General features: G+C 65.9%; 21 protein-coding genes and 1 pseudogene. 11 read left to right on the top strand and 11 right to left on the bottom strand.

The features are described from left to right. Positions 1–85: 85 nt before the first annotated feature. From LI92_RS24575 to LI92_RS00625, 6 genes and pseudogenes are all read right to left on the bottom strand, one after another. Positions 86–892, bottom strand: a pseudogene (locus tag LI92_RS24575) (thiamine pyrophosphate-dependent dehydrogenase E1 component subunit alpha); the annotation flags it as partial. 183 nt (positions 893–1,075) lie between these two features. After that, the gene (locus LI92_RS00645; RefSeq protein ID WP_046314936.1) at positions 1,076–1,480 is read right to left on the bottom strand and encodes a nuclear transport factor 2 family protein; all 405 of its coding nucleotides are present in this window, start codon (positions 1,478–1,480) and stop codon (positions 1,076–1,078) included. Further along, a complete protein-coding gene (locus tag LI92_RS00640; RefSeq protein WP_046314935.1) occupies positions 1,477–1,881 on the bottom strand; it encodes a Zn-ribbon domain-containing OB-fold protein in 405 nt (134 codons plus the stop codon). Before LI92_RS00640 ends, LI92_RS00645 begins: the two co-directional genes overlap by 4 nt. Next, positions 1,878–3,047 carry an acetyl-CoA acetyltransferase gene (locus tag LI92_RS00635; RefSeq protein ID WP_152665287.1) on the bottom strand — a complete coding sequence of 390 codons (1,170 nt, stop codon included), beginning with the start codon at positions 3,045–3,047 and terminating at the stop codon, positions 1,878–1,880. Before LI92_RS00635 ends, LI92_RS00640 begins: the two co-directional genes overlap by 4 nt. Then, on the bottom strand, positions 3,044–4,537 hold the full coding sequence (locus tag LI92_RS00630; RefSeq protein WP_046314933.1) for a class I adenylate-forming enzyme family protein: 1,494 nt from the start codon (positions 4,535–4,537) through the stop codon (positions 3,044–3,046). Before LI92_RS00630 ends, LI92_RS00635 begins: the two co-directional genes overlap by 4 nt. Beyond that, positions 4,534–5,607, bottom strand: a complete 1,074-nt coding sequence (locus tag LI92_RS00625; RefSeq protein WP_046314932.1) for an LLM class flavin-dependent oxidoreductase — start codon at positions 5,605–5,607, stop codon at positions 4,534–4,536. The genes LI92_RS00630 and LI92_RS00625 overlap by 4 nt, the downstream gene beginning before the upstream one ends. Before the next feature lie 94 nt (positions 5,608–5,701). Between LI92_RS00625 and LI92_RS00620 the strand changes: the two genes are divergently transcribed. The 8 genes from LI92_RS00620 (at position 5,702) to LI92_RS00585 (ending at position 13,332) form a co-directional block, all read left to right on the top strand. Continuing rightward, complete coding sequence (locus LI92_RS00620) at positions 5,702–6,526, top strand: MaoC/PaaZ C-terminal domain-containing protein (protein WP_052740663.1); 825 nt, start codon at positions 5,702–5,704, stop codon at positions 6,524–6,526. Beyond that, positions 6,523–7,155, top strand: coding sequence for a TetR/AcrR family transcriptional regulator (locus LI92_RS00615; RefSeq protein WP_286134760.1), 633 nt, complete (start codon positions 6,523–6,525; stop codon positions 7,153–7,155). Before LI92_RS00620 ends, LI92_RS00615 begins: the two co-directional genes overlap by 4 nt. Next, positions 7,136–7,891 carry an SDR family NAD(P)-dependent oxidoreductase gene (locus tag LI92_RS00610; RefSeq protein WP_046314930.1) on the top strand — a complete coding sequence of 252 codons (756 nt, stop codon included), beginning with the start codon at positions 7,136–7,138 and terminating at the stop codon, positions 7,889–7,891. The genes LI92_RS00615 and LI92_RS00610 overlap by 20 nt, the downstream gene beginning before the upstream one ends. A gap of 71 nt (positions 7,892–7,962) precedes the next feature. Further along, positions 7,963–8,730 carry an enoyl-CoA hydratase-related protein gene (locus LI92_RS00605; protein ID WP_046314929.1) on the top strand — a complete coding sequence of 256 codons (768 nt, stop codon included), beginning with the start codon at positions 7,963–7,965 and terminating at the stop codon, positions 8,728–8,730. A 10-nt stretch (positions 8,731–8,740) separates the two neighbouring features. Continuing rightward, on the top strand, positions 8,741–10,357 hold the full coding sequence (locus tag LI92_RS00600) for a class I adenylate-forming enzyme family protein (protein ID WP_286134759.1): 1,617 nt from the start codon (positions 8,741–8,743) through the stop codon (positions 10,355–10,357). Between the two features lie 39 nt (positions 10,358–10,396). After that, positions 10,397–11,536 carry an acyl-CoA dehydrogenase family protein gene (locus tag LI92_RS00595; RefSeq protein ID WP_046314928.1) on the top strand — a complete coding sequence of 380 codons (1,140 nt, stop codon included), beginning with the start codon at positions 10,397–10,399 and terminating at the stop codon, positions 11,534–11,536. A 180-nt stretch (positions 11,537–11,716) separates the two neighbouring features. Further along, positions 11,717–12,328 carry a TetR/AcrR family transcriptional regulator gene (locus tag LI92_RS00590; RefSeq protein ID WP_046314976.1) on the top strand — a complete coding sequence of 204 codons (612 nt, stop codon included), beginning with the start codon at positions 11,717–11,719 and terminating at the stop codon, positions 12,326–12,328. Positions 12,329–12,588: 260 nt separating this feature from the next. Further along, positions 12,589–13,332: an SDR family NAD(P)-dependent oxidoreductase gene (locus tag LI92_RS00585; RefSeq protein ID WP_046314927.1), complete on the top strand. Its 744-nt coding sequence runs from the start codon at positions 12,589–12,591 to the stop codon at positions 13,330–13,332. A 72-nt stretch (positions 13,333–13,404) separates the two neighbouring features. On the opposite strand, the gene LI92_RS00580 is transcribed toward LI92_RS00585, so the two are convergent. Beyond that, the gene (locus tag LI92_RS00580) at positions 13,405–13,836 is read right to left on the bottom strand and encodes a nuclear transport factor 2 family protein (RefSeq protein ID WP_046314926.1); all 432 of its coding nucleotides are present in this window, start codon (positions 13,834–13,836) and stop codon (positions 13,405–13,407) included. 179 nt (positions 13,837–14,015) lie between these two features. Between LI92_RS00580 and LI92_RS00575 the strand changes: the two genes are divergently transcribed. The 3 genes from LI92_RS00575 (at position 14,016) to LI92_RS00565 (ending at position 15,674) form a co-directional block, all read left to right on the top strand. Further along, complete coding sequence (locus LI92_RS00575; protein WP_046314925.1) at positions 14,016–14,873, top strand: mycofactocin-coupled SDR family oxidoreductase; 858 nt, start codon at positions 14,016–14,018, stop codon at positions 14,871–14,873. A gap of 298 nt (positions 14,874–15,171) precedes the next feature. Beyond that, a complete protein-coding gene (locus LI92_RS00570; protein ID WP_046314924.1) occupies positions 15,172–15,366 on the top strand; it encodes a hypothetical protein in 195 nt (64 codons plus the stop codon). Positions 15,367–15,368: 2 nt separating this feature from the next. Then, positions 15,369–15,674, top strand: a complete 306-nt coding sequence (locus tag LI92_RS00565; protein WP_046314923.1) for a YdhR family protein — start codon at positions 15,369–15,371, stop codon at positions 15,672–15,674. A gap of 67 nt (positions 15,675–15,741) precedes the next feature. Here LI92_RS00565 and LI92_RS21775 read toward each other — a convergent pair whose 3' ends face one another. From LI92_RS21775 to LI92_RS00545, 4 genes are all read right to left on the bottom strand, one after another. Continuing rightward, the gene (locus tag LI92_RS21775; protein WP_082109472.1) at positions 15,742–16,761 is read right to left on the bottom strand and encodes an AraC family transcriptional regulator; all 1,020 of its coding nucleotides are present in this window, start codon (positions 16,759–16,761) and stop codon (positions 15,742–15,744) included. A gap of 147 nt (positions 16,762–16,908) precedes the next feature. Next, on the bottom strand, positions 16,909–17,460 hold the full coding sequence (locus LI92_RS00555) for an NAD(P)H-dependent oxidoreductase (RefSeq protein ID WP_046314922.1): 552 nt from the start codon (positions 17,458–17,460) through the stop codon (positions 16,909–16,911). A gap of 96 nt (positions 17,461–17,556) precedes the next feature. Then, positions 17,557–18,342 (bottom strand): TSUP family transporter, encoded by a 786-nt coding sequence (locus LI92_RS00550; RefSeq protein WP_204368881.1) that lies wholly within the window; start codon positions 18,340–18,342, stop codon positions 17,557–17,559. Positions 18,343–18,424: 82 nt separating this feature from the next. Further along, entirely contained in the window at positions 18,425–19,633 is a 1,209-nt protein-coding gene (locus LI92_RS00545; RefSeq protein WP_046314921.1) for an oxygenase MpaB family protein, read from the bottom strand. Positions 19,634–19,674: the final 41 nt, after the last annotated feature.

The following is a 19,674-nucleotide window of genomic DNA, read 5'->3' as shown; positions in this document are numbered from 1 at the left end:
CCGCAACCGGCCCCGGACTGGCCAACTCGCAGCCGCCGTCGGCGAAGACGTCTTGGGTGAGCTCGGAGACATCCGGCGGCGTCGAGGCCACCGCGGCAGTGAACGCCGAATTCACCTCCGCGGCGGTCTCGGCGTCGATGGCATCCAGTTCCGCGGCGGTCGCGGTGCCGTCGTCGATCAACCGCCGGCGATACCGCGCGAACGGCGGGTCGGCTCGCTTGGCGGCAAGCTCGTCTTGGTCGGCGTATCCCATCGTGTCGCCGAAGTAGTGCCCCTGCAACCGGTAAGCCACCGCCTCGATGAACGAGGGTCCCAGGTTGCTGCGGGCGCGGTCGACTGCCGCGCTGACCGCGCCGTACACCGCTTGGGGATCTGTCCCGTCGACCGTGACACCCGGCATACCGTAGGCCGGTGCGCGATCAGAAAGTCGCTCGGTGCGCGTGTAGCGGTCGAACGAGGTGGCTTCGGCCCAGGAGTTGTTCTGACAGAAAAAGATCACCGGTAAGGACCACAGGGATGCCAGGTTCATGGCTTCGTGAACGAACCCGATGCTCGTGGCGCCGTCACCGAAGCTGACCAGCACCACCTGGCCGGTCTGCCGCCGCAGTGCCGCCAGCGCAATCCCGTTGGCTATCAACGGTCCGGCGCCGACGATGCCGGTGGTCCACGCGATGCCGTGATCGGGGTCGTAGATGCCCATGGCGCCTGCTTTGCCTTTGGACAGCCCGTCGCGGCGGCCGAGGATCTCGGCGAAGTAGCCGGGCAGATCGATCCCCTTGGCAAGGGCGTCGCCCAGACCGCGGTAGGTCGTGACGACCTGGTCGCCGTCGGCCAGTGCGAGCATCGCGCCGGCCGACATGGCCTCCTGGCCGTCCACCGGCCAGTAGCTCATGGTCGCCTCGCCGGAGGACAGCGCCTTGCGAACGCGCTTGTCGCCGTGATGGATTTTGCTCATCAAGCGGTACAGTGCCAGCGCTCGATCACCGGTCTGCAACGACAAGGCGGCGTCCACTTGGGCTGACATCCCTACTCCTCGACGGTCCGACACAGAACTCTACAATAGAACGACACCTGTTCAGTCGTGCTGCTTCGGAACCTTCTCCAGCTCGTCGGCGAACAGCAGCCGGTCGAAATAGCAGCGCTCCAGCACGAGTCCGTCACCGATGAACCCGAATAGGTTGACGCTCAACATATTGAACGAGCTTCCAGGGCAGGTTGTTCGCGTTTCGACGACCAACCCGGCTTCGGAGTGAAACAGCGCCTCGGGGGCGTAGCGCATGCGGGGCAGCTCGGCCCACTGCTGCTCGATCATCGCGCGTACCGCGCTCTCGCCGTCGAAGACCTCCCCCGTCGGTATGATCTCGTAGCGCGCATGGGTGAACGTGGCCATGATCGCCTCGAGATCACGGTCGTTCTCTGCTGCGACGTGCCGCAGCACCAGCGCTTCCCGCCGCCGATACAGCTCCTCGGAATCGTTCATATGAGCTCGAAGGTCGGCAGATTCCGACCGTCCGGCAGGGGCGACCACGCAACCCTGACCGCAGCACCGACGGCCGGCGGCGCACCGAAGACGTTGGACATGATGCGTGCGCCTTCGTCCAGATCCACCAACACCACCGAGTACGGCACCCGATCGGCCAATGCCGGCAGAGCGGGCCGATGGTGCACACTGACCGCGTAAACCGTGCCGTTACCCGAGACCCGCTCCCAGGTCAGTTGGTCGCCTCCGCAGTGCGAACAGGCGAATCGCGGATACCAGACCAGCCGGGAGCAGGAGTCGCATCGCTGTATGTGTAATTCGCGCCGGCGCGTGCCATCCCAGAAGGGGCCGCTGACGGCGGATGGCTCGGGCACGGGAATCGCAGCTGGGGTGTCGGTCATAGCGTTGCCTCCGTCCCGAGAATCACCGTCGAGGTCGCCGACAGCACGCCTCCGGTGCCGTGGGCCAACGCGACCTCGGCGCCGGCCACCTGCCGTTCCTGGCATTCGCCGCGAAGCTGACGCGCCGCCTCGACGAGAAGGAACGCTCCGAACGCTCCGGGGTGCGTGTAGGCGAGTCCGCCGCCCGTCGTCTGGCCCGGCAGCGCACCCCCGGGGGCCAACACACCGGTACCGCAGAACGGACCGCCCTCGCCCTTGGCGCAGAAGCCGAGATCCTCCAAGGCGAGTAGAACGGTGATGGTGAAGGAGTCGTACAACTGCACGACATCGACGTCACCGGGGGTGATGCCCGCGGCGGCGAAGGCCGCGGGGCCGGAGCGGGCGCCCGGAGTGACCGTGAGGTCGGGCATCTGCGAGATCATCGCGTGCGAGGCAGCCGAGGCCGCGCCGAGTACGTAGACCGGCGGCCGGGCCAGCGACCGGGCACGTTCTGCGCTGGTCACCACGATGGCTGCGGCGCCGTCGGTTACCAGGCAGCACTCCAGTTTGTGCACCGGCTCGGCGAGGTATCCGGACTCCAGCACGTCATTCACGCTGATCGGGTCCCGCAGGTGTGCGCGGGGGTTGCGCGCAGCCCACGCTCTGGTGTCGACGGCGATCTGTGCGAGCTGTTCGGCAGTGGTGCCGAACTGGGCCATGTGCCGGTTAGCGGCCAGGGCGTAGGCGCTGATCGGGGGCATCACGCCGTACGGGGTCTCCCATTCGAGACGCTCCGGCGTCGCGAACACACCCAGCCCCTTCTCCCCTCGCTTGCGCGCGGCACGCGGCGTGGACGCATACACGATCACGACTGTCTCGGCCATTCCCGCGGCGATCGCAGCTGCGGCGTGCTCGACGTAGAGCCCATAACTGGCCCCGCCGGTCTGCGTCGCATCGGTGAACCGCGGGGCGATTCCCAAGTACTCGGCCAGTTCGACCGAATGCATCAGGGAGCCGCCCGTGCAGGTGCACAACCCGTCGACGTCGCTCAGCGTGAGACCGGCATCGGCCAGGGCCGCCCGGATCACCCGGGCCTCCAACTCGCGCAGCGGCACGTCGATGATCCCGCTCGGGGAGACGTCGTCGGCAACCCCGACGACTGCCGCCGATCCTCTGATCGCCGTCACGCAGGGACCTCCTTGTCGAACAGTTCGCGCAATCTCGGTTGGCTGACCTTCAGCGACGCGGTCCGCGGCAGCGCATCCACGACGATCAACGCGGCGGGCACCTCGTAGCGGGTCAGCCGGTCTCTGAGGAAGTTCAGCAGTTCATCCGGTCCGGCGCTGGCGCCGCTGGCGAGTTCCACGGCCGCAACCGGAACCGAGCCGAGGCGTTCGTCGGGCACACCCGTGACCCCGGCGTCGCGGACGGCCGGGTGGCTGCGCAGCGCAGCGACCACCACGGCGGGCGCGACTTTGAAGCCGCCCCGAACGATGACGTCGTCGGTTCTGCCGTCCACATAGAGGAAGCCGTCGGAGTCCAAGCGACCGAGATCGGTGGTGGCCACCCAGTCCCCGCCGCCGGTACGCACCTCGATGCGTCCCTGGGTCCCCGGGGAGACTTCGGTGTCACCGTCGAGCGCCGCAATGCGGACCTCGCGTCCGCGCTGCGGTCTGCCGACACTGCCGCGTTTGGCCAGTGCCCACCGGCGGTGCAGCGCGAGGTTCCAGCCTGCGACCCCGCCGGCGAACTCCGTTGCGCCGTAAGACGGCAGCACGGCCACGTCGTAACGCTCCTCGAAGGCCTCCTGCACGGCGACCGGTAGGTGCGCGGTGCCCGAGGTGACCACTTCGACGCTGTCGAAGACCTCTCGGTCGACCTGCGCGTCGAGAATCATCACCAGGGCCGAGGGCACCAGGCTGACAGCTCGCGGCCGGTGCCGACACACCAGCTCGACGAACTCCGGCACCCCGAACCGCTCAAGTAACGCGATCTTGCGCCCCTGGCACACGTTGAGCAGCGTCCGGAACAGTCCGGACATGTGGACCAGCGGCGAACTGACGATGGCCACCCCCGACCGCAGCCGCGGCGTACCGGCCGCGGCGCCGGAGTAGTGCGCCTCCGCGGCGGCAACAGTACGGCTGAACGCCTCGTAGGACAGGGGAATCCGCTTAGGAGGGCCGGTTGTCCCGCTGGTCAGCATCTGAACCGCCACACCTTCCAGCTCTGCACGGAACGCAGCCGGAACCCCGGTCTCAGGACGTCGGCGGACGGTGACCGCGGCCGGCTGCAGCGAAACGCTGAGGACCAACGCGCCGTCGAAGTCCGCGAGTCCGGGTCGTTGCCAGTCGGTGTCGAGCGCAATCACGGCTGCCGGCGCCAGTTCGGCAATCTCGGCGCTCAGGCCGGCATCGCCCTGGGACGCATTGAGGGTCACCACTGTCGCACCCGACAGCAGTACTCCGATGAGCGCCCCGACCAGGGCCGGATGGTTGCGAAGCACCAGACCGACCGGGGATCCGGAACCCAGTCCGCCGGTGTTGAGCAGCTCCTGAACACCGGTGGCCACTGTGTTCACAGCAGCCCAATCGGTCCACTCGCCCCGATACTCGATCGCGGGTTGCGCTGGATCGAGCGACAGTACGGTGCGCAGCCGGTCGTTGAGCTCGTTACTCAAGCCGGCGCTGCCGCGAGCTCGGTCGCCGCCGGAATCACCTCTTGGGCGAAGAGTTTCATCGAATCGTAGACCTTGGAACGATCCATGGCACCGCCGCGCGACATGCGCAGCATGATGTTGCGCCAACCCATGTCGATCACCGTGCGCATCTTGTCGATGATGCGATCGGGATCACCCATGAGCGTCAGGTGCGAGTTGAGGACCTGCTCGTAGCTCTGCTTGTCGTGTTTTTCGAACCAGTCCGAGTAAGCCTTGTAATCGGCTGGGATCTCTCCGCCGCGCTCGAAGGGGCTTGAATACGCGCGGTGACGTTCGATGGACAACTCCACGCTCTCGCGAGGATAGGAACGCGCGAACTGGTCGTCGCTGTGGCAGAAGGCATTCAGCAGGGCCCAGACCTTGTCGGTGGCGGCGGCGAGACCTTTCTTCGCCTGGGTCTCGAGATAGATGTCGAGCGCGCCTTGGAGGTCCGGATCGACAGTGTAGGGATTTCCGATGATGGCACCGAATCCCTTGTCGGCAAGCCACTCGAAGCTCGACGGGGTCTTCATCACCGTTCCCCAGACCGGCACCGGATCCTGAACGGGGCGGGGATAGACCGTGACGTCCTGAATCTGGAAGTGCTTTCCCTCGTAGCTGACACTCTCCTGTGTCAGCAGCTGATTCACGATCTCCACGGCCTCGGTGTAGCGCGCGGTCGCCTCATCCATGGGAATCCCGAAGCCTTTGAACTCGTGCGCCTGGTAGCCGCGCCCGAAGCCCGCATCGAAACGGCCACCTGAAAGTACGTCGACCATGGCAATGCGTTCGGCGAGGCGAACGGGATTGTGGAACGGCGCCACCATGCAGGCGGTGCCGATCCGGATGCGCTCGGTCTGCGCGGCGATCGCGGCAGCGACCAACGGCAGATCCGCCAGGATGCCGTAGGGCGAGAAGTGATGTTCGGCGAGCCACACCTGGTCGTATCCCAGCTCCTCGGCCCAGCGCGCCTCCTCCAGCACATTGGCCAAGACCTCTTGCTCGCTGAGGTGGTTGGGCTTGTCGCCGAGGATGAAGACACCGAACTTCATATCGCGATCTCCCCGAAACTAGTTGCAGTTACTGCGACAATACTGCACGATTGAACAGTTGGCGTCAATCCGTTCTATGTCAAGGGAGGGCCCGGTGTCCGTTTCCGCCGCGTTGGTAGGCACGCCGCTGAAGGCGACGACATTCGCCTGGACTGAGACCGACGCGATCCTGTACGCCCTCGGCGTCGGCGCCCGGCCGCCGGGAGAACTCAGCATGCTCAACGAGCACGGCGGGCTCACCGTCCTGCCCACGTTCGCATTGCTGGCCAACTGGTGGGCCGTCAAGGACTTGCGCCCGATGCTCGATCTGGGGGAATCGCCGATCGTGCACGGGGGCCAGTCACTGACCCTGAGGCGCCCACTGCGGCCCCGCGGCGAGGTGAACGTCAGCGGCGAAGTCACGGCCGCGTGGGACAAGGGCAAGCACGCCGCCATCGAAGTGACAACCCGCGGAGAGGATGCCGACGGCGAACTGTTCGTCGCCGTCGGGCAGACCATGGTTCTCGGCGCCGGCGGATTCGGCGGCGAGCGAGGACCGTCCCCGGCCGACGAACCAACCGGAGTCCCCGACTTCACTGTTGACGACGAGATTCGCCCGGAGCAGGCGGCGCTTTACCGACTCAGCGGTGATCGAAACCCACTGCACATCGATCCGGCAGCCGCAAACCGGGCGGGGTTCGACGACGTCTTTCTGCATGGCCTGTGCACCCTGGGTTTCGCGGCCCGTGCCGTTATCAACGCGGCCGGCCAGGGCGAGCCGGACGCTCTGCGGTCGATCAGCTGCCGATTCGCCAAGCCGGTGCTGCTCGGCCAAGGGCTGCGTACCGAGATATGGCGGGACGGCGCAGATCTGCGGTTTCGCGCAAGCCAGGGACCCAACGTGACGTTGTCGTCGGGCGTGGCGACCCTTCGACGGTGACGCCGGTGGACCTTCGGCGCGCACGGGGAGAGCGGAACCGGCAAGCGCTGGTTGCCTGCGCCATCCGACTGTTCGAAACCAACGGCTACGAATCGACCACCGTCGAGCAGATCTCTGCTGCCGCAGGCGTGGCCAGCCGGACGTTCTTCCATCATTTCGCCGCAAAAGAGGACCTGCTCTTCGACGGGTACGCCGAGCGCCTCGAGGAGGCGGCGCAACGATTTCGCTCTTCCCGCTCGACGTCGTTGTGGGGCGCGCTGGCAGAGGCGTCGGCCGCGGTGGCCCAGACCATCAGCGCCGAACCGGACTTCTTTCTGATTCGGGCCAGAATGTACGCGGGTAGTCCCGGTCTGCGAGCCACGCTGCTGCGGCTCAACGATGACTGGATCGACCAGATGACCCACGAGGTTGCGGCCCGGCTGGGAGCCGACGAGTCCTCGGACATGCTCCCCCGTCTGGCGGCCAGCGCGATCAACGCCGCGAACCGGACTGCGATAGACACCTGGGTGGCCAGTGCGGGCCACCTCGACCTGATCGACACCGTGGCACAGGCAGTGGCACTGCTGCGGCCGTCGATCAACCGGATCGAACGCCTGGTCAAGGAGGAGCATGACTGCGGGGACGGATAACGCTGCGCTGGCCGTCGTCACCGGCGGCGCGCGCGGCATCGGCGAGGCGATCGTCGATGCGCTCGTCGGTGCGGGATACCGGGTTGCCGTCGTTGATGTCAACGCAAAGGCGATGGCGCGGATTGCCGACGGCGAGGCCGCACGCAGTGGATCGGTGATCCCCTTGCCGATTTCGATCACCGACCGGCCCGCCGTCGAGAGGGAACTGGCCGCCCTTGCCGAGACACACGGACCGATACGTGTCCTGGTGAACAACGCCGGGATGACGCTGCCTGCCACCTTCCTCGATCAGAGTGACGATGATTGGGATCGCATTGTGGCGGTGAATCTGACCGGAACGTTCATCATGGGCCAGGTGGCCGCCCGGCAGATGGTCGCGGCTGGCCGCGGCGCGATCGTGAACATCAGCTCGGTGTCTGCCCACGGCGTTCGAACGGGGCCGCCCGCCTACGCCGCGGCCAAGTCGGGGGTCGAGGGTCTGAGCCGGCTGATGGCGGTGCAGCTGGGCCCGCACGGCGTGCGCGTCAACACCATTGTCGTGGGCACCACGGCCACTCCGTGGCTGCTGTCCCGCAAGACGGATTCGGAGTTGAACGCCATGCGCGAGTCGACGATCACTGGGGCCATCGGCGAGCCCGACGATATCGCGGCGGCGGTGGTGTTCCTGTGTTCCGAATCGGCCAAGCACATCACCGGCCAGCTGATCTCAGTCTCCGGAGGCCAATGGATACCATGACCTCAGTGACGACACAGATGAACACACTGTGATAATTTGTTTAGCCATTGGCGCTAGTGGGCAGGGGTCCGGTGAAACTGGAGCGAATTCTCTTCGACGTCAGCGAACACATAGCCACCATCACCATCAATCGGCCTGATCGGTTGAACGCGACCGACGATCTGGCTCGTACCGAACTGGGGTGGGCATGGGGTCAGGTTCGCGATGACCCCGAGATCAGGGTCGCCATCATCACCGGCGCCGGCGACCGCGCCTTCTGCGTGGGCCAGGACATCCGGGCGACCGCTGCCAATGGCATCCGAAACAAGGTGCCCGGTTCACGCCTACACCACAACGTGTGGAAGCCGGTTATCTGCGCTCTCAACGGAATGGTGGTCGGGGGCGGACTTCACCAGGTTGCCGACGCCGACCTGATCATCGCGGCCGAGCACGCCGAGTTGATCGACACCCACCTCAAAGTCGGCAACGTGTTCGCACTTGAGCCGGCGGTGCTGCTTCGGCGCATGCCGATCTCGATGGTGATGCAACTGGCCTTGATGACCAAGGACGGCCGGATAACCGCCCAGCGCGGTTACGAAATCGGGTTGATCAACGAAGTCGTTCCCGCTGACCGACTGCAACAGCGAGCACGAGAGGTCGCGATGGCGATCACGGCGCTCTCGCCCGCTACTACGCAAGCCTCGATCAAGGCCATGTGGGCCTCGCTGGATGTCGGGCTACACGCCGCCAACGACGTCGCCTACCGGTACGTCCTGCACCACCAGATGACGCATCCGGATTACCGCGAGGGAATGGTCGCCTTCGCGGAGAAGCGTGAACCACGCTGGACCATTGAGTGAGGACGGCCCAGTGAGTCCGGGGCGCGTCTTCCGCTACGCCCCACTGCCCTACCGGCCGGTGCTACCGGAGATGCTGCGTGCGGTGTGCGAGCAGCACGGTGGCAATGACTTCGTCGTGGCCTCAGACAGCACCGGCAACGACGAACGGATCAGCTATGGCGATGCCGACACACGCTCGGCGGACCTGGCCGCCCGACTGCTGAGTTGCGGTGTTGTCAAAGGCAATCGGGTAGGAATTCTGGCACCTAATGGTCCCGATTTCGCCGTCGGATTCCTGGCGGCCACCCGGATCGGCGCAGTGGCCGTACCGCTCAACACGTTCTTTCAGGCCGGCGAACTGGAATGGCTGCTGCGCGATTCCGACATACATACGGTGGTCGCGGTCGAATCACTGTTGGGCAAAGACATTCGCGCCCGGCTGGAGGCCGTCACCGGGACATCGGCAACCGACGGTCTGCGTTGTGCTCGGCTCCCCCACCTGCGCAATGTGATCTACTTCTCGCCGCGCCAGGTATCGGCGCAACCCGAGTACCGCAAGCTGCTGACCCAGTGCGAAGCGACGGTGCGCGAGACCGACGACCTGATGGTGATCTATACCTCGGGCAGCACCGCACATCCCAAAGGCGTGATTCACACCCACGGCACCGCGATCACGCACTCGGCGTTCATCGCCGGCCAACATGGGTGGACGTCGTCTGACCGGGTCTATGTGCCCATGGCCTTCTTCTGGGTCGGCGGCTTGGTGTTCGGGCTTCTCGGCCCCATGCAGCTCGGGTTGACCATCCTCACCGAACACCGCTTCGACGCCGGAGATGTGCTTCGTCTGCTGCAGTCCGAGCGCGCCACCTACACCACGGGCTTCGATCACATCGGCCCCGCGCTGTCGAATCATCCAGACTTCGCCCGCGCCGATCTGTCCGCGCTCCGCGAGGGCTACCAGCAGATGCTGCTGCCGCCCCGACGGCGGGCTGCCGACCCCTCGCTTCGGGTGCGTCAGCTCGGAATGACAGAGACATGCAGTTCGCACACCTGGTGGCCGCCGCATGAGCAGGTACCGGAATCCAAGCGGGGCTCTCTCGGGGTTTCGGGTCCCGGGTATGAACACAAGATCGTCGACGACACCGGCCGCGAGGTTCCCCATGGCACCGTCGGCGAAATCTGCGTGCGGGGCTGGGCGATGATGCGCGGCATCGTCGGTCGCAGTCGCCAGGAGGTGTTCGACGCCGACGGTTGGTATCACACCAAGGACGCCGGCTACCAGGACGACGACGGCCACCTGTATTTCACCGGCCGCGTCGACGACATGATCAAGACCTCGGGAGCCAATGTCGCGCCGGCCGAGGTCGAGGCGCTGCTGGGGCGGATCGAGGGAGTGCGCGTCGCTTATGTGGTCGGGCTCCCCGACCCTGAAAAGGGTGCTCTGGTGTGCGCGGTCGTGGTGCTCGACACCGGTTCGGATCTGACGGCCGACCAGTTGACCGCCGAGTGCCGGCAGCACCTGGCGGCCTACAAGGTTCCGAAGAGGTGGGTGCTGCTGCCCGACGTTGACCAGTTGCCGTACACCACAACCGATAAAATCGACAAGGTCGCCTTGGCCAAGATGCTCGAAGCGAAGGTGTTGGCATGAGATGCGGTCACCGGGAACGAGACCACGGGAGCCGATGACATGACCGACCCATCAACCGTGTCCACAGCGTTCAGTGCCAATGATCAGCACGAGGAGTTCCGGAGCGCGGTGCGCGCCTTCCTGGGCCAGTACTCCCCCGAGGACCAGGTGCGCCGTGTCATGGAAACTGAGCTCGGCTACGACCCGGCGTTGTGGCAGGCGATGGCCGAGCAGCTGCAGCTTCAGGGTCTGGCAATCCCGGAGGAATACGGCGGGGAGGGTTTCGGCTTCACCGAACTCGGCATCGTGGTGGAGGAAACCGGTGCAGCGCTGCTGCCGGGGCCGTTCTTCGGGTCGGCGGTGCTGGCGACGAACGTGCTGCTGAACTGTGCCGACGAGGCGGCCAAGCAGCGGTTCTTACCTGAGTTGGCAAGTGGGCGCACCATCGCCGCCCTGGCGTTGACCGAATGGCCGGGTCGCTGGAACATCGAGACCGTGCAGACCCGTGCCGAACGGGTTGCCGCAGGGTGGAGGTTGCACGGCACGAAGCACTTCGTGCTCGACGGCGCGATCGCTGATCTGCTGCTGGTTGTCGCTCGAACCGACCGTGGGCCCGCGCTGTTCGCCGTGGACGACACCTCGGTTCTGCAACGCCGGACCCAGTCGAGTCTGGACCCGACGCGCCGTCAAGCTGTGATCACGTTGGCCGGTGCACCGGCGACCTTGGTCGGTGGTGAAGAGGCGATCGGCGCGGGGCTCGATCTGGCACTGTGCCAGTCGGTCACAATGCTGGCATTGGAGCAGGTCGGCGGTGCGCAGCGCTGTCTCGATCAGGCCGTCGGTTATGTCAAGGTGCGGCGCCAGTTCGGCCGGCCGATCGGTTCCTTCCAGGCGATCCGGCACAAGTGCGCCGATCTGATGCTGGCGATAGCAGGCGCCCGCGGTGTGGCCCAGTACGCGGCGGCGGCAATCGACGCCTTCCCGGAATCCTTCGGCGCTGCCGCGGCCTTGGCGAAGGCCCACTGCTCGGAGGTGTACCTGCGCGCGGCCGCGTCCAACATCCAGATGCACGGCGGTATCGGGTTCACCTGGGAGCATGCGGCGCACCTACACTTCAAGCGCGCGCAGTGCTCGTCGATGCTCTTTGGCGACGCCGACTTTCATCGGCGGCGGCTGGCCGACATCATCGGACTCACGTGAGCTCTGCGCTGCTGGCCGGCCGGGTGGACGCCCCGGCGCGCAAGGTGGCCTGGTTGCGTGGCCGGTGAGCGTCGATCGGCGGTGGGTCCGGGACAGCAGGACAGGCTTTGTCGCGTAGTATTGAGCCCTTACGGAGGGCGCTGAGTCCGCCGATACTGCTTTCGGAGGCAAGGAGTGCTGATGGCAAGCCAGCCCGTATCGGCCGCAGTCGACGACAGTGCGGACCTGGACCGTCGCAACCAGATTCTCGAAGCGGTCAACCAGTGCTTCACGCAGCTGGGAATTCAACGCACCAGCGTCCAAGACGTGGCTCGGATGGCCAATGTCTCACGCGGCACGGTGTACCGCTACTTCGAGGACCGTAATGTCCTGATCGAGGCGGCGATCGAATTCGGTGCGCAGAAATTCTATCGGCTGGTTGCCGCCGCGATGGCCAAGAAGTCCACGCTTGCCGAGCAGTTGGGTGCGATGGCCGAGACCCACGCACGCATACTGCTGGACCACCGCACTCGCAACCGACTCATGGCCGATGACGCTGAACTCATGCGCCACATGATTTCCGACGGCGACAGTGCGGTACGACGCTCAACCGAGTTTCTGGTGCCCTATGTTCGCGAGGCTCAGAAGCGGGGCGAAGTCGGCGCATCGGTAGACGTGACCGCGGCCAGTGAATGGCTCGCCCGAATCATCTACTCCTTCTCCACCGTTAACGAGGCGCAGACCTTCGACATGGCCAAGCCCGCGACAGTGCGCAAATACGTGGAGAAGTTCGCCGTCAACGGACTCCGCTGACATCGCGCACCGGTAGTAGTCAACAGAACATGTGTTGATCTATTGTCCTGTAGGGACGGTGCGATGCGGGCCGGGTGAGCGGCCGCACGAGGGCATAGGAGAGCTATGGCGGCGGCGTGGCGTAGTAGGCCGATATCAGTCGAGGGCCGGCGGGTGGCCGCCACCGCAGACGCGGTGCTGGACGCACCTGCCCGCCGCATCCGAGGCAGCGGGAAGTCCTGCCCTGATCGTGGGAACCAGTCGATGACTGAAGGTGCGCGGTGAGCACGAGTTCGCTGGCGGGCAGACGGATCGTTGTCGTCGGGGGTTCTGCCGGCATAGGCAAGTCGTTTGTCAGCAGGGCGGCAACACAGGGGGCGCGGCTGGTGGTGGCCGCACGCCGCGAACTCCCCGCCGACGGCCCGGAGCTGACCTCCGTTCGTGCCGACATCTGCATTCCCGAAGACTGCGCCCGCATCGGCCGCGTCGCTGCGGACACGCTCGGGAACGTCGATCTGTTGTTGATCACCGCAGGATATGCGCCGCTGAAGTTATTCTCCGAGGTCGATAGTGCCGACTGGATCAAGGTCCTGACAACCAATGTGATCGGTGTCCATCAGGTCATCCGCGCGCATCTGCCCGTGCTGGCGCCATCGGCCGTGGTGGCCGTGCTGTCATCAGATTCGGTCCGCAATCCGCATCGCGCACTGGGGGCCTATTCGGCCAGCAAGGCCGCTACGGAACGCACTATGACGGCATGGCGGCTGGAGCATCCCGGCTATCGGTTCAGCTGCGTGGAGGTCGGCGCGACGGTGCCCACCGACTTTATCTCCGACTTCGACCCAGAACTGCTCGGAGCCGTTGCGGGCGAATGGATATCGCGTGGGTTGGTCCCATCGACGCACATGACCCCCGACGAGGTGGCCGACACCTTGGCGACAATTTTCGCGGGCGCACTCGACAACTCGACGGTGGGGCTCGAGCACGTAACACTCAAGTCGTCGGCTGCTCCGATGCGCCTGTGAGCATGTGACGTAAGTCCAAGGGCGGCGGTGGCGCATCCCCGGGGTAGGGCCACCGCGCTCCACCCGCAGTGGTCAACCAAAGTCCATGAGTAAGTGGATGAGCTTCATCTCCGCAAGCAGCCACCTACCGTCGCGCCGAACCCAGCGGTCGTGATAATGCCCGTAGGCGGTCAGGGATGTTCCGTTCTCCCAGACCACGCGTTCTTGAACCGCCCAGATGACGTGCGCGCTGTCGCCGGCCACGTCAAATTCCGGGGCATGCACTTGGTGCACGGTGATCGCCTGTGCCACCGCCGCCCGGACAGCCTCCACCACAGTGTCGCGGCCGCACAGCGGTGTTGATTCCGGGTTGCCGCCGTCGAGATCGACCGTGACGTCCTCGGCCAACAGGTCAGTCAGCGCCGCCCAATCCTTGGTGTCCAGGAGGCGGCAGTAGCGAGCCTTAGCCAACGCCAGCTCGGAGTGTGCTTCGAGGTGTGAGCGGGATGCGAGGTAATCGGTCACGTGAAGCTGAGCTCCCAACGTTCTCGATGCCAGACCAAAACGCCGGCTACTCAGCGCCCACTGTAATGGGTGCACGGGGCCGGGGATCCCCTCACCCGCTATGCATGACAGAGTAACAGTCAGTGTTCTATTATCCACTGGTCTAAAACACGCCGTCAGTGATCCGATGGGAGTCAACGATGAACCGTCTCAAGGGCAAGGTTGCCCTCGTCACCGGCGCAGCGCGGGGGCAGGGTCGTAGCCACGCGGTCCATCTGGCAGACGAAGGTGCCGATATCATCGCGATCGATATCTGTGCCGACATCGAGTCGAACGAGTACCCGTTGGCCACTCCCGAAGATCTCGAAGAGACGGTCAATCTGGTCGAAAAGTCAGGACAGCGGGCCATATCGGCGGTCGTCGATGTGCGTGATCGCTTTTCACTCAAAGCCCGCCTGGACGAGGCCGTGGCCGAACTTGGCGGTTTGCATGTCGTCGTTGCCAATGCGGGAATATGCCCGCAGGGCAACCACATCCCGTTTCGCGGCTTCATCGACGCGTTCGACGTCGACTTCGTCGGGGTCGTCAACACCATCCACGTCAGCTTCGATCACCTGGGGCCGGGTGGTTCGGTGATCGCCACAGGTTCCATCGCCGGACTCATCGATCAGAAGGATCTGGTCAATGGCGGTGGCCCACAGGGGCCAGGTGGTGCGGGCTACGGTATGGCAAAGAAGATGATTCGCGATTACACCAAGGCCCTTGCGCTCACCATGGCGCCGCACGGGATCCGTGTCAATGCGGTCCACCCGACGAATGTCAACACCGACATGCTGCACAACCTGCCGATGTACCGGGTGTTCCGGCCTGATCTGCCTGAGCCGACCAGGGACGACGCCCAGATTGTGTTTCCTCTCCTACAGGCGATGCCCACACCCTGGGTGGAACCCGAGGACGTATCCCACGCCATCGTCTACCTGGCATCCGATGAATCACGCTTCGTGACGGGCCAGCAACTGTTCGTCGACGCGGGAGCCGGCCTGAAACTGGGCATGTAACCCCCAGCGGGGGAATGCCCGTTCGCGCCTCGCTCGGCCGCTCGCGGCGGATGCCGGTCAGCTGAGACGAGAACGCGACTGCGCCGAAGGCGCGGCTGTCGCGAGCGGCAGGTCATCGGCTCAAGCCGAGTACTCCCCACGCCGAAACGGACAGCGCTACCCCTTGCCGGGTTCTCCCGCCGCTGTCACCGCGCACACGTGCGCAAAGTGGACAGCCACCGTGCGCTTGACGGCTGTCGCCGCCCGGAAGTCCGCGTTTGACTGACAGCGGCAAGGCCTGATCGCAGAAGGAGAACCTATGGCGCCGCGGCTCCATCTCGTCCCCGATCTTGACAGCCTCTCCCCCGAGGCCAAGCAGGTGCCGGACGACTACATCGCCAAGACCGGGGGTGAGTATTTGCAGACCGCACACACCGTTGATCATCCGTTCCGGCAGAAGGGAACCGACGCCCTGTCGACGTTCTTCTCCGCCCTGGATGTGGAGATCTGTTAAGCATGGCAACCGCGATTCTGGTCACCTTCGCCAGTGCTGCCGAGCCGGCGGAACTGGCTGCGATTGCTGTCGAGTTCGCTGGCGCGCTCACCGACGTCGACGGCTTGCTGGGCAAGACCTGGCTCGAGACCCACGGCGGCAGCGGCGGCTTCTACATCTTCCGCGACGATGCCGCCGCTGATGCCTATCTGTCGGGGCCGTTGGTCGCTGAGCTACAGCAGCACCCGAAGTTCTCCGCCTTCTTGATTCAGCGATTCGGCGTGGACGAAGCGCTCAGCGCTCGTACCCACGGGCTGCCGTCGCCCTGAGGCGCCGGCGGGGTAACTCGGTGGCGCGTGGTGCCGGCGGCAGACACCTGACCGCCGGCACCGCGCGTCAGTGGGCAAGAACCTCTTTGGGATATCTGCCGAACTGGGCGCGGAAGTCCGCGGCGAACCGGCCGGGGTTGTGGTAGCCCCAGCGGGCGGCGACGGCGGCAACGGTCGTCCGCTCGGCGTCAGCGACGGCCAGATCCTCGTAGGCCCGCCGAAGTCGGACCTGACGGGCATACTCCATCGGCGTGACGTTGCGTTGCCGGCGGAACGCCGCCTGCAACGCACGCGAGCTCAGGCCCACCGACTGTGCGATCTCGCGCACGGTGAGCGGACTACCGGCATGCTCGTCGATGTAGCTGATGGCTCGGGCCACCGCCGGCGCGCAATCCCCTGGCGTCCACCGGTCGCTGGTGACGCGTACCGCGTTCGGGAAGGTGTCGAGCAGTGCCGATACGGTCGCCTTGGCAAGGTGAACGCCGGTGAGCGACGGTGTTTGGTCAGGTCTGGACGGCGCGGCCTGCTCGGCCAGAATGTCCACCATTCGGCTCCAGGTGGCGACCGCAGGGCTCGCGGGGAGGGTTTGCAGGGAGAAGTCCAGCGAGACGTGCTCCGGGGACAGGCCGCGGGCCTCTGCGGCAATCCTGCGAGCCAGCGCCCGGTCGACAACGACCTTGCAGGCCACGCTGTTCCGGCTCCAGCGCGTGCGATAGCGCTTGCCCACGTCGAGGACGACGGGAAGGTGTGGTCCTGCGACGATCCCGACGTCTCCAGAACTCACGCCGATCCGGCCTTGCAGGGTGTGGATGACCACGATGTGCTCGGTGTTGGGCTCGGGGCGCAGGTCAACTGTCGTCCCGCCGTAGGCCATCCGGTGGACTTGCACGCCCGGCATCGAGGTGGCCTGCTGACGGGCATGGCAGCCGTAGGTTCCCTCCGGCAGATCCATCGTGTGCGGACCCACGAACTCGCTCGGATGGCTGTGGGCTCTGTCTGGATCACTGGATTCGAATGTTCCCGGGTGCCAGGCCTGCCCAAGAACCGGAGCTGTGCGGACCTCTGCCCAGCCGAGTTCAGCAGTCATGCCCTACCAATCCCTCCAGAACCACATACCGGTCAGGGGGCACTATAGGGTCGCCGATGGGCTTTGCCGAGGTTTGAGATCCCGACGAGCCGAAGTCCGCGATCTCCCCCGACGGCGTCGCCGCGGACAGCGGCAGCCGGACCCGTCCTAGAGGTGCTCGATCAACCGCGCCCAGACTCCGCGCAGCGACGCGACGACGTCGGGCGATTCGGCGGGCGGCAGCCCATTGAGATCCTTGGCCGGAATGGACAATTCGATATCCTCGGGCACCTGCGCGCCGGCGATCGCGAGCGACTTGCGGGCATCGGCGTGTGCCCATTGGCCCCCGTACCTGCCCAGTGCCGAGCCGATCACCGCTGCCGGCTTGCCCTTCAGTGCGCTGTTGCCATACGGGCGCGAGAGCCAGTCGATCGCATTCTTGAGTACTCCGGGCAGGCCGCCGTTGTATTCCGGCGTGACTACGAGCAAGGCGTCGCTGGTGTCCGCCTCGGCACGAAGTGCCTGCACCACGGGATCGCCTGTCGCGGTGTCGAGGTCCTCGTTGTAGTGCGGCAACTCGCCCAGGCGGTCGAACAGGATCGGCTCGACGCGTGCAGGCACGTGATCGATGGCTGTCTGGGCCAGTGCGCGATTGAGGGATCCAGACCGCAGGCTGCCCACCAGAATGAGGGTTCGCACGGTGGAGGTGGCCGGGGTCATCGGTTGTGCCGCATTCGCAGTAGCCTTCACTTTCGCAGGGACCGTGATCGTAGCGTTTTCGTCTTGGCCGCGCGCTGATCCCTCGTCCGCCGGCTCCTACCGAAGCGCCTCGAGCACATAGAGAACGGCGGTCGCGACGGCCAGTGTGCCCAGCACGGTTCGTAGTGCGGCTTCGGGTAACCGCGGCTGCAGTCGTGCGCCGAGATAGCCCCCGACGAGCCCACCGGCTCCGGCGAGCAGTCCCGCGGTCCAATGGGGCGCGACCTGCAGCCCGGTGGTGACGATCGCCAGGATCGCATAGGTGGCCGCGCCGACCAGCGAGGTGATTAATGTGCACACCAACGTGGCCGGGGCCACCGTCGCCACTGCGACACCGTGGCCGACCAGGATGGGGCTCAGCAACGATCCGCCACCGATCCCGTAGATGCCGCCGATGACCCCGACGATCAGCGCTATGCCGATGGTCAGGCCGCCTGCCAGTGGCGCCGAATCGGGCGTCGGCACGCGCCGCGGCCGGAGAAGAAGCCGAAGTCCAACCGGGAAGAGGAAACCTGCCACCATGATCCGGAACACCTCGGGGCCCGGAATCAGGAACACCCGGACGCAGGCCCCGATGACGACGCCGGGCAGCGTACCGATGAGCAGCGATACGGTCAGGGCGCTGTGCAGGCTCGCCTGCGTGCGATAGCGGGCCAGCGCGCCGGGGGCCGCGACGATGTTGAACAGCAGGTTGGTCGGGGTGACAGCGGGGCTGGGGATCTGCAGGACGCTGATCTGGATCGGAAGCAGAAACACCGCGCCGGACACGCCGACCGGCGCGGTCAGCAGTGCGACTGCCAGACCCCCGATGAAGCTCAACAGAACCAGGTCGGGTACGGCCACCCCAGCACTATGGCCGCAGCGGTGTGGCGCTGGCCAGAGTTTGAATCACCGGACTTGCGTTGTGAACACGGCCGGCTCGCCGCTACGCCGAGCGCACCGCCGCGGGATGGTCGCCGCTGTTGGGCGCGGCATCGACCAGGTCGTGGTGTATTCCGTAGCGTTGCCGCTGTTCGTCCATCAGGCGCGGGTAGTTGGCCAGGGCACGGCGGGTCCGCATGTCGTTGACGCCGGGAATGCGGGCCAGGATGTGGTTGGCCCCCGCGACGACCGGGCTGACCACGCGCGGCAGATACTTCATCGGGGTGTCGGCCACTCCCAGTTGGGTGGCGTTGGCATCGCCGAGAAATAACCGGATCATGCCGTTGATGACGTTGACGCCCACGGCGTGTTTCCACGCACCGCGCAACGGCAACAGCTCGGCGATCTCGCGCGCGAGGTAGTCGTGGGTCAGCGCCCGCACGAAGTCGCGGTCGCCGTCGTCGGGCGCCACCGCGGTCAGCGCGTACAGTTCGGCGATCCGGATCTGATCGGCTTCGGTGGCCGGATTCAACGGCTCCGCAACACCGTTGAGCCGTCCGACGTAACGCCAGAGGTGGTAGATGTCGTCGAGCTCGGCGGGCGTGTAGCGGATTCCCAGTTGGTGCATCGCCGCCAGCGCGATCCGGCCGAATTCGACGACGGTGACGGCCATATAGCTCTGCGGAATGGGCACACCCCAGGTCGCGGTGTCCCAGTCGGCCCCGGTCAGCAGATGGCGCCGGACGAACGCGTGAATCATCCTGACCCGCACCGTGGTGGCCACCCCGGCGCCGTAGCGCCGCAATCCGCCCGGGGTGAGAATCGTCTGCAGCCAGGCGCCCACCTCGATCGACCGCACCGCCGCCTGGCTCGTGTAGCGGCCGGTCAGAACCAGCGGCAGGCCGGCGACGGAGTTCATCGCGCCGGTGGTCAAGGAGGCCGCACCCAAGACGATGCCGTAGGAAGCGGTGTGGCGCACGATGTGCCCCGCCGCCCGGTCCAGGCGGTCGTGGTCGAGCCAGTCCGGCTCGTGGTCGATCTCGTCGAACAATGCCCGCAGCGACTCCGGCGCCTCCGGCACGGTATCGATGCCGTGCTCCAGTGCGGTGCGCAGCATGGCCATCCCGGCTCCGCGCGGCAGCGTCGCGAAATCAGCGACCACGGCATCGGCCGGCGGATCGGCGATCTGCGTCCCGGCGATCCAGTCGCGGCCGGCCTGGCCGTAGCGCGCGACGGCCAGGTCGGCATTGGGAATATGGGGCGCATTTGCCATGCAGTCATGTAAACATGAGAATGCCTCATTTACTACTCACT

This window comes from Mycobacterium sp. UM_Kg1 (genome assembly GCF_000972925.1).
Classification (GTDB): domain Bacteria; phylum Actinomycetota; class Actinomycetes; order Mycobacteriales; family Mycobacteriaceae; genus Mycobacterium; species Mycobacterium hiberniae.
Note: the sequence above shows the minus strand (reverse complement) of the source record. Positions and strands in the feature narration are given on the sequence as shown.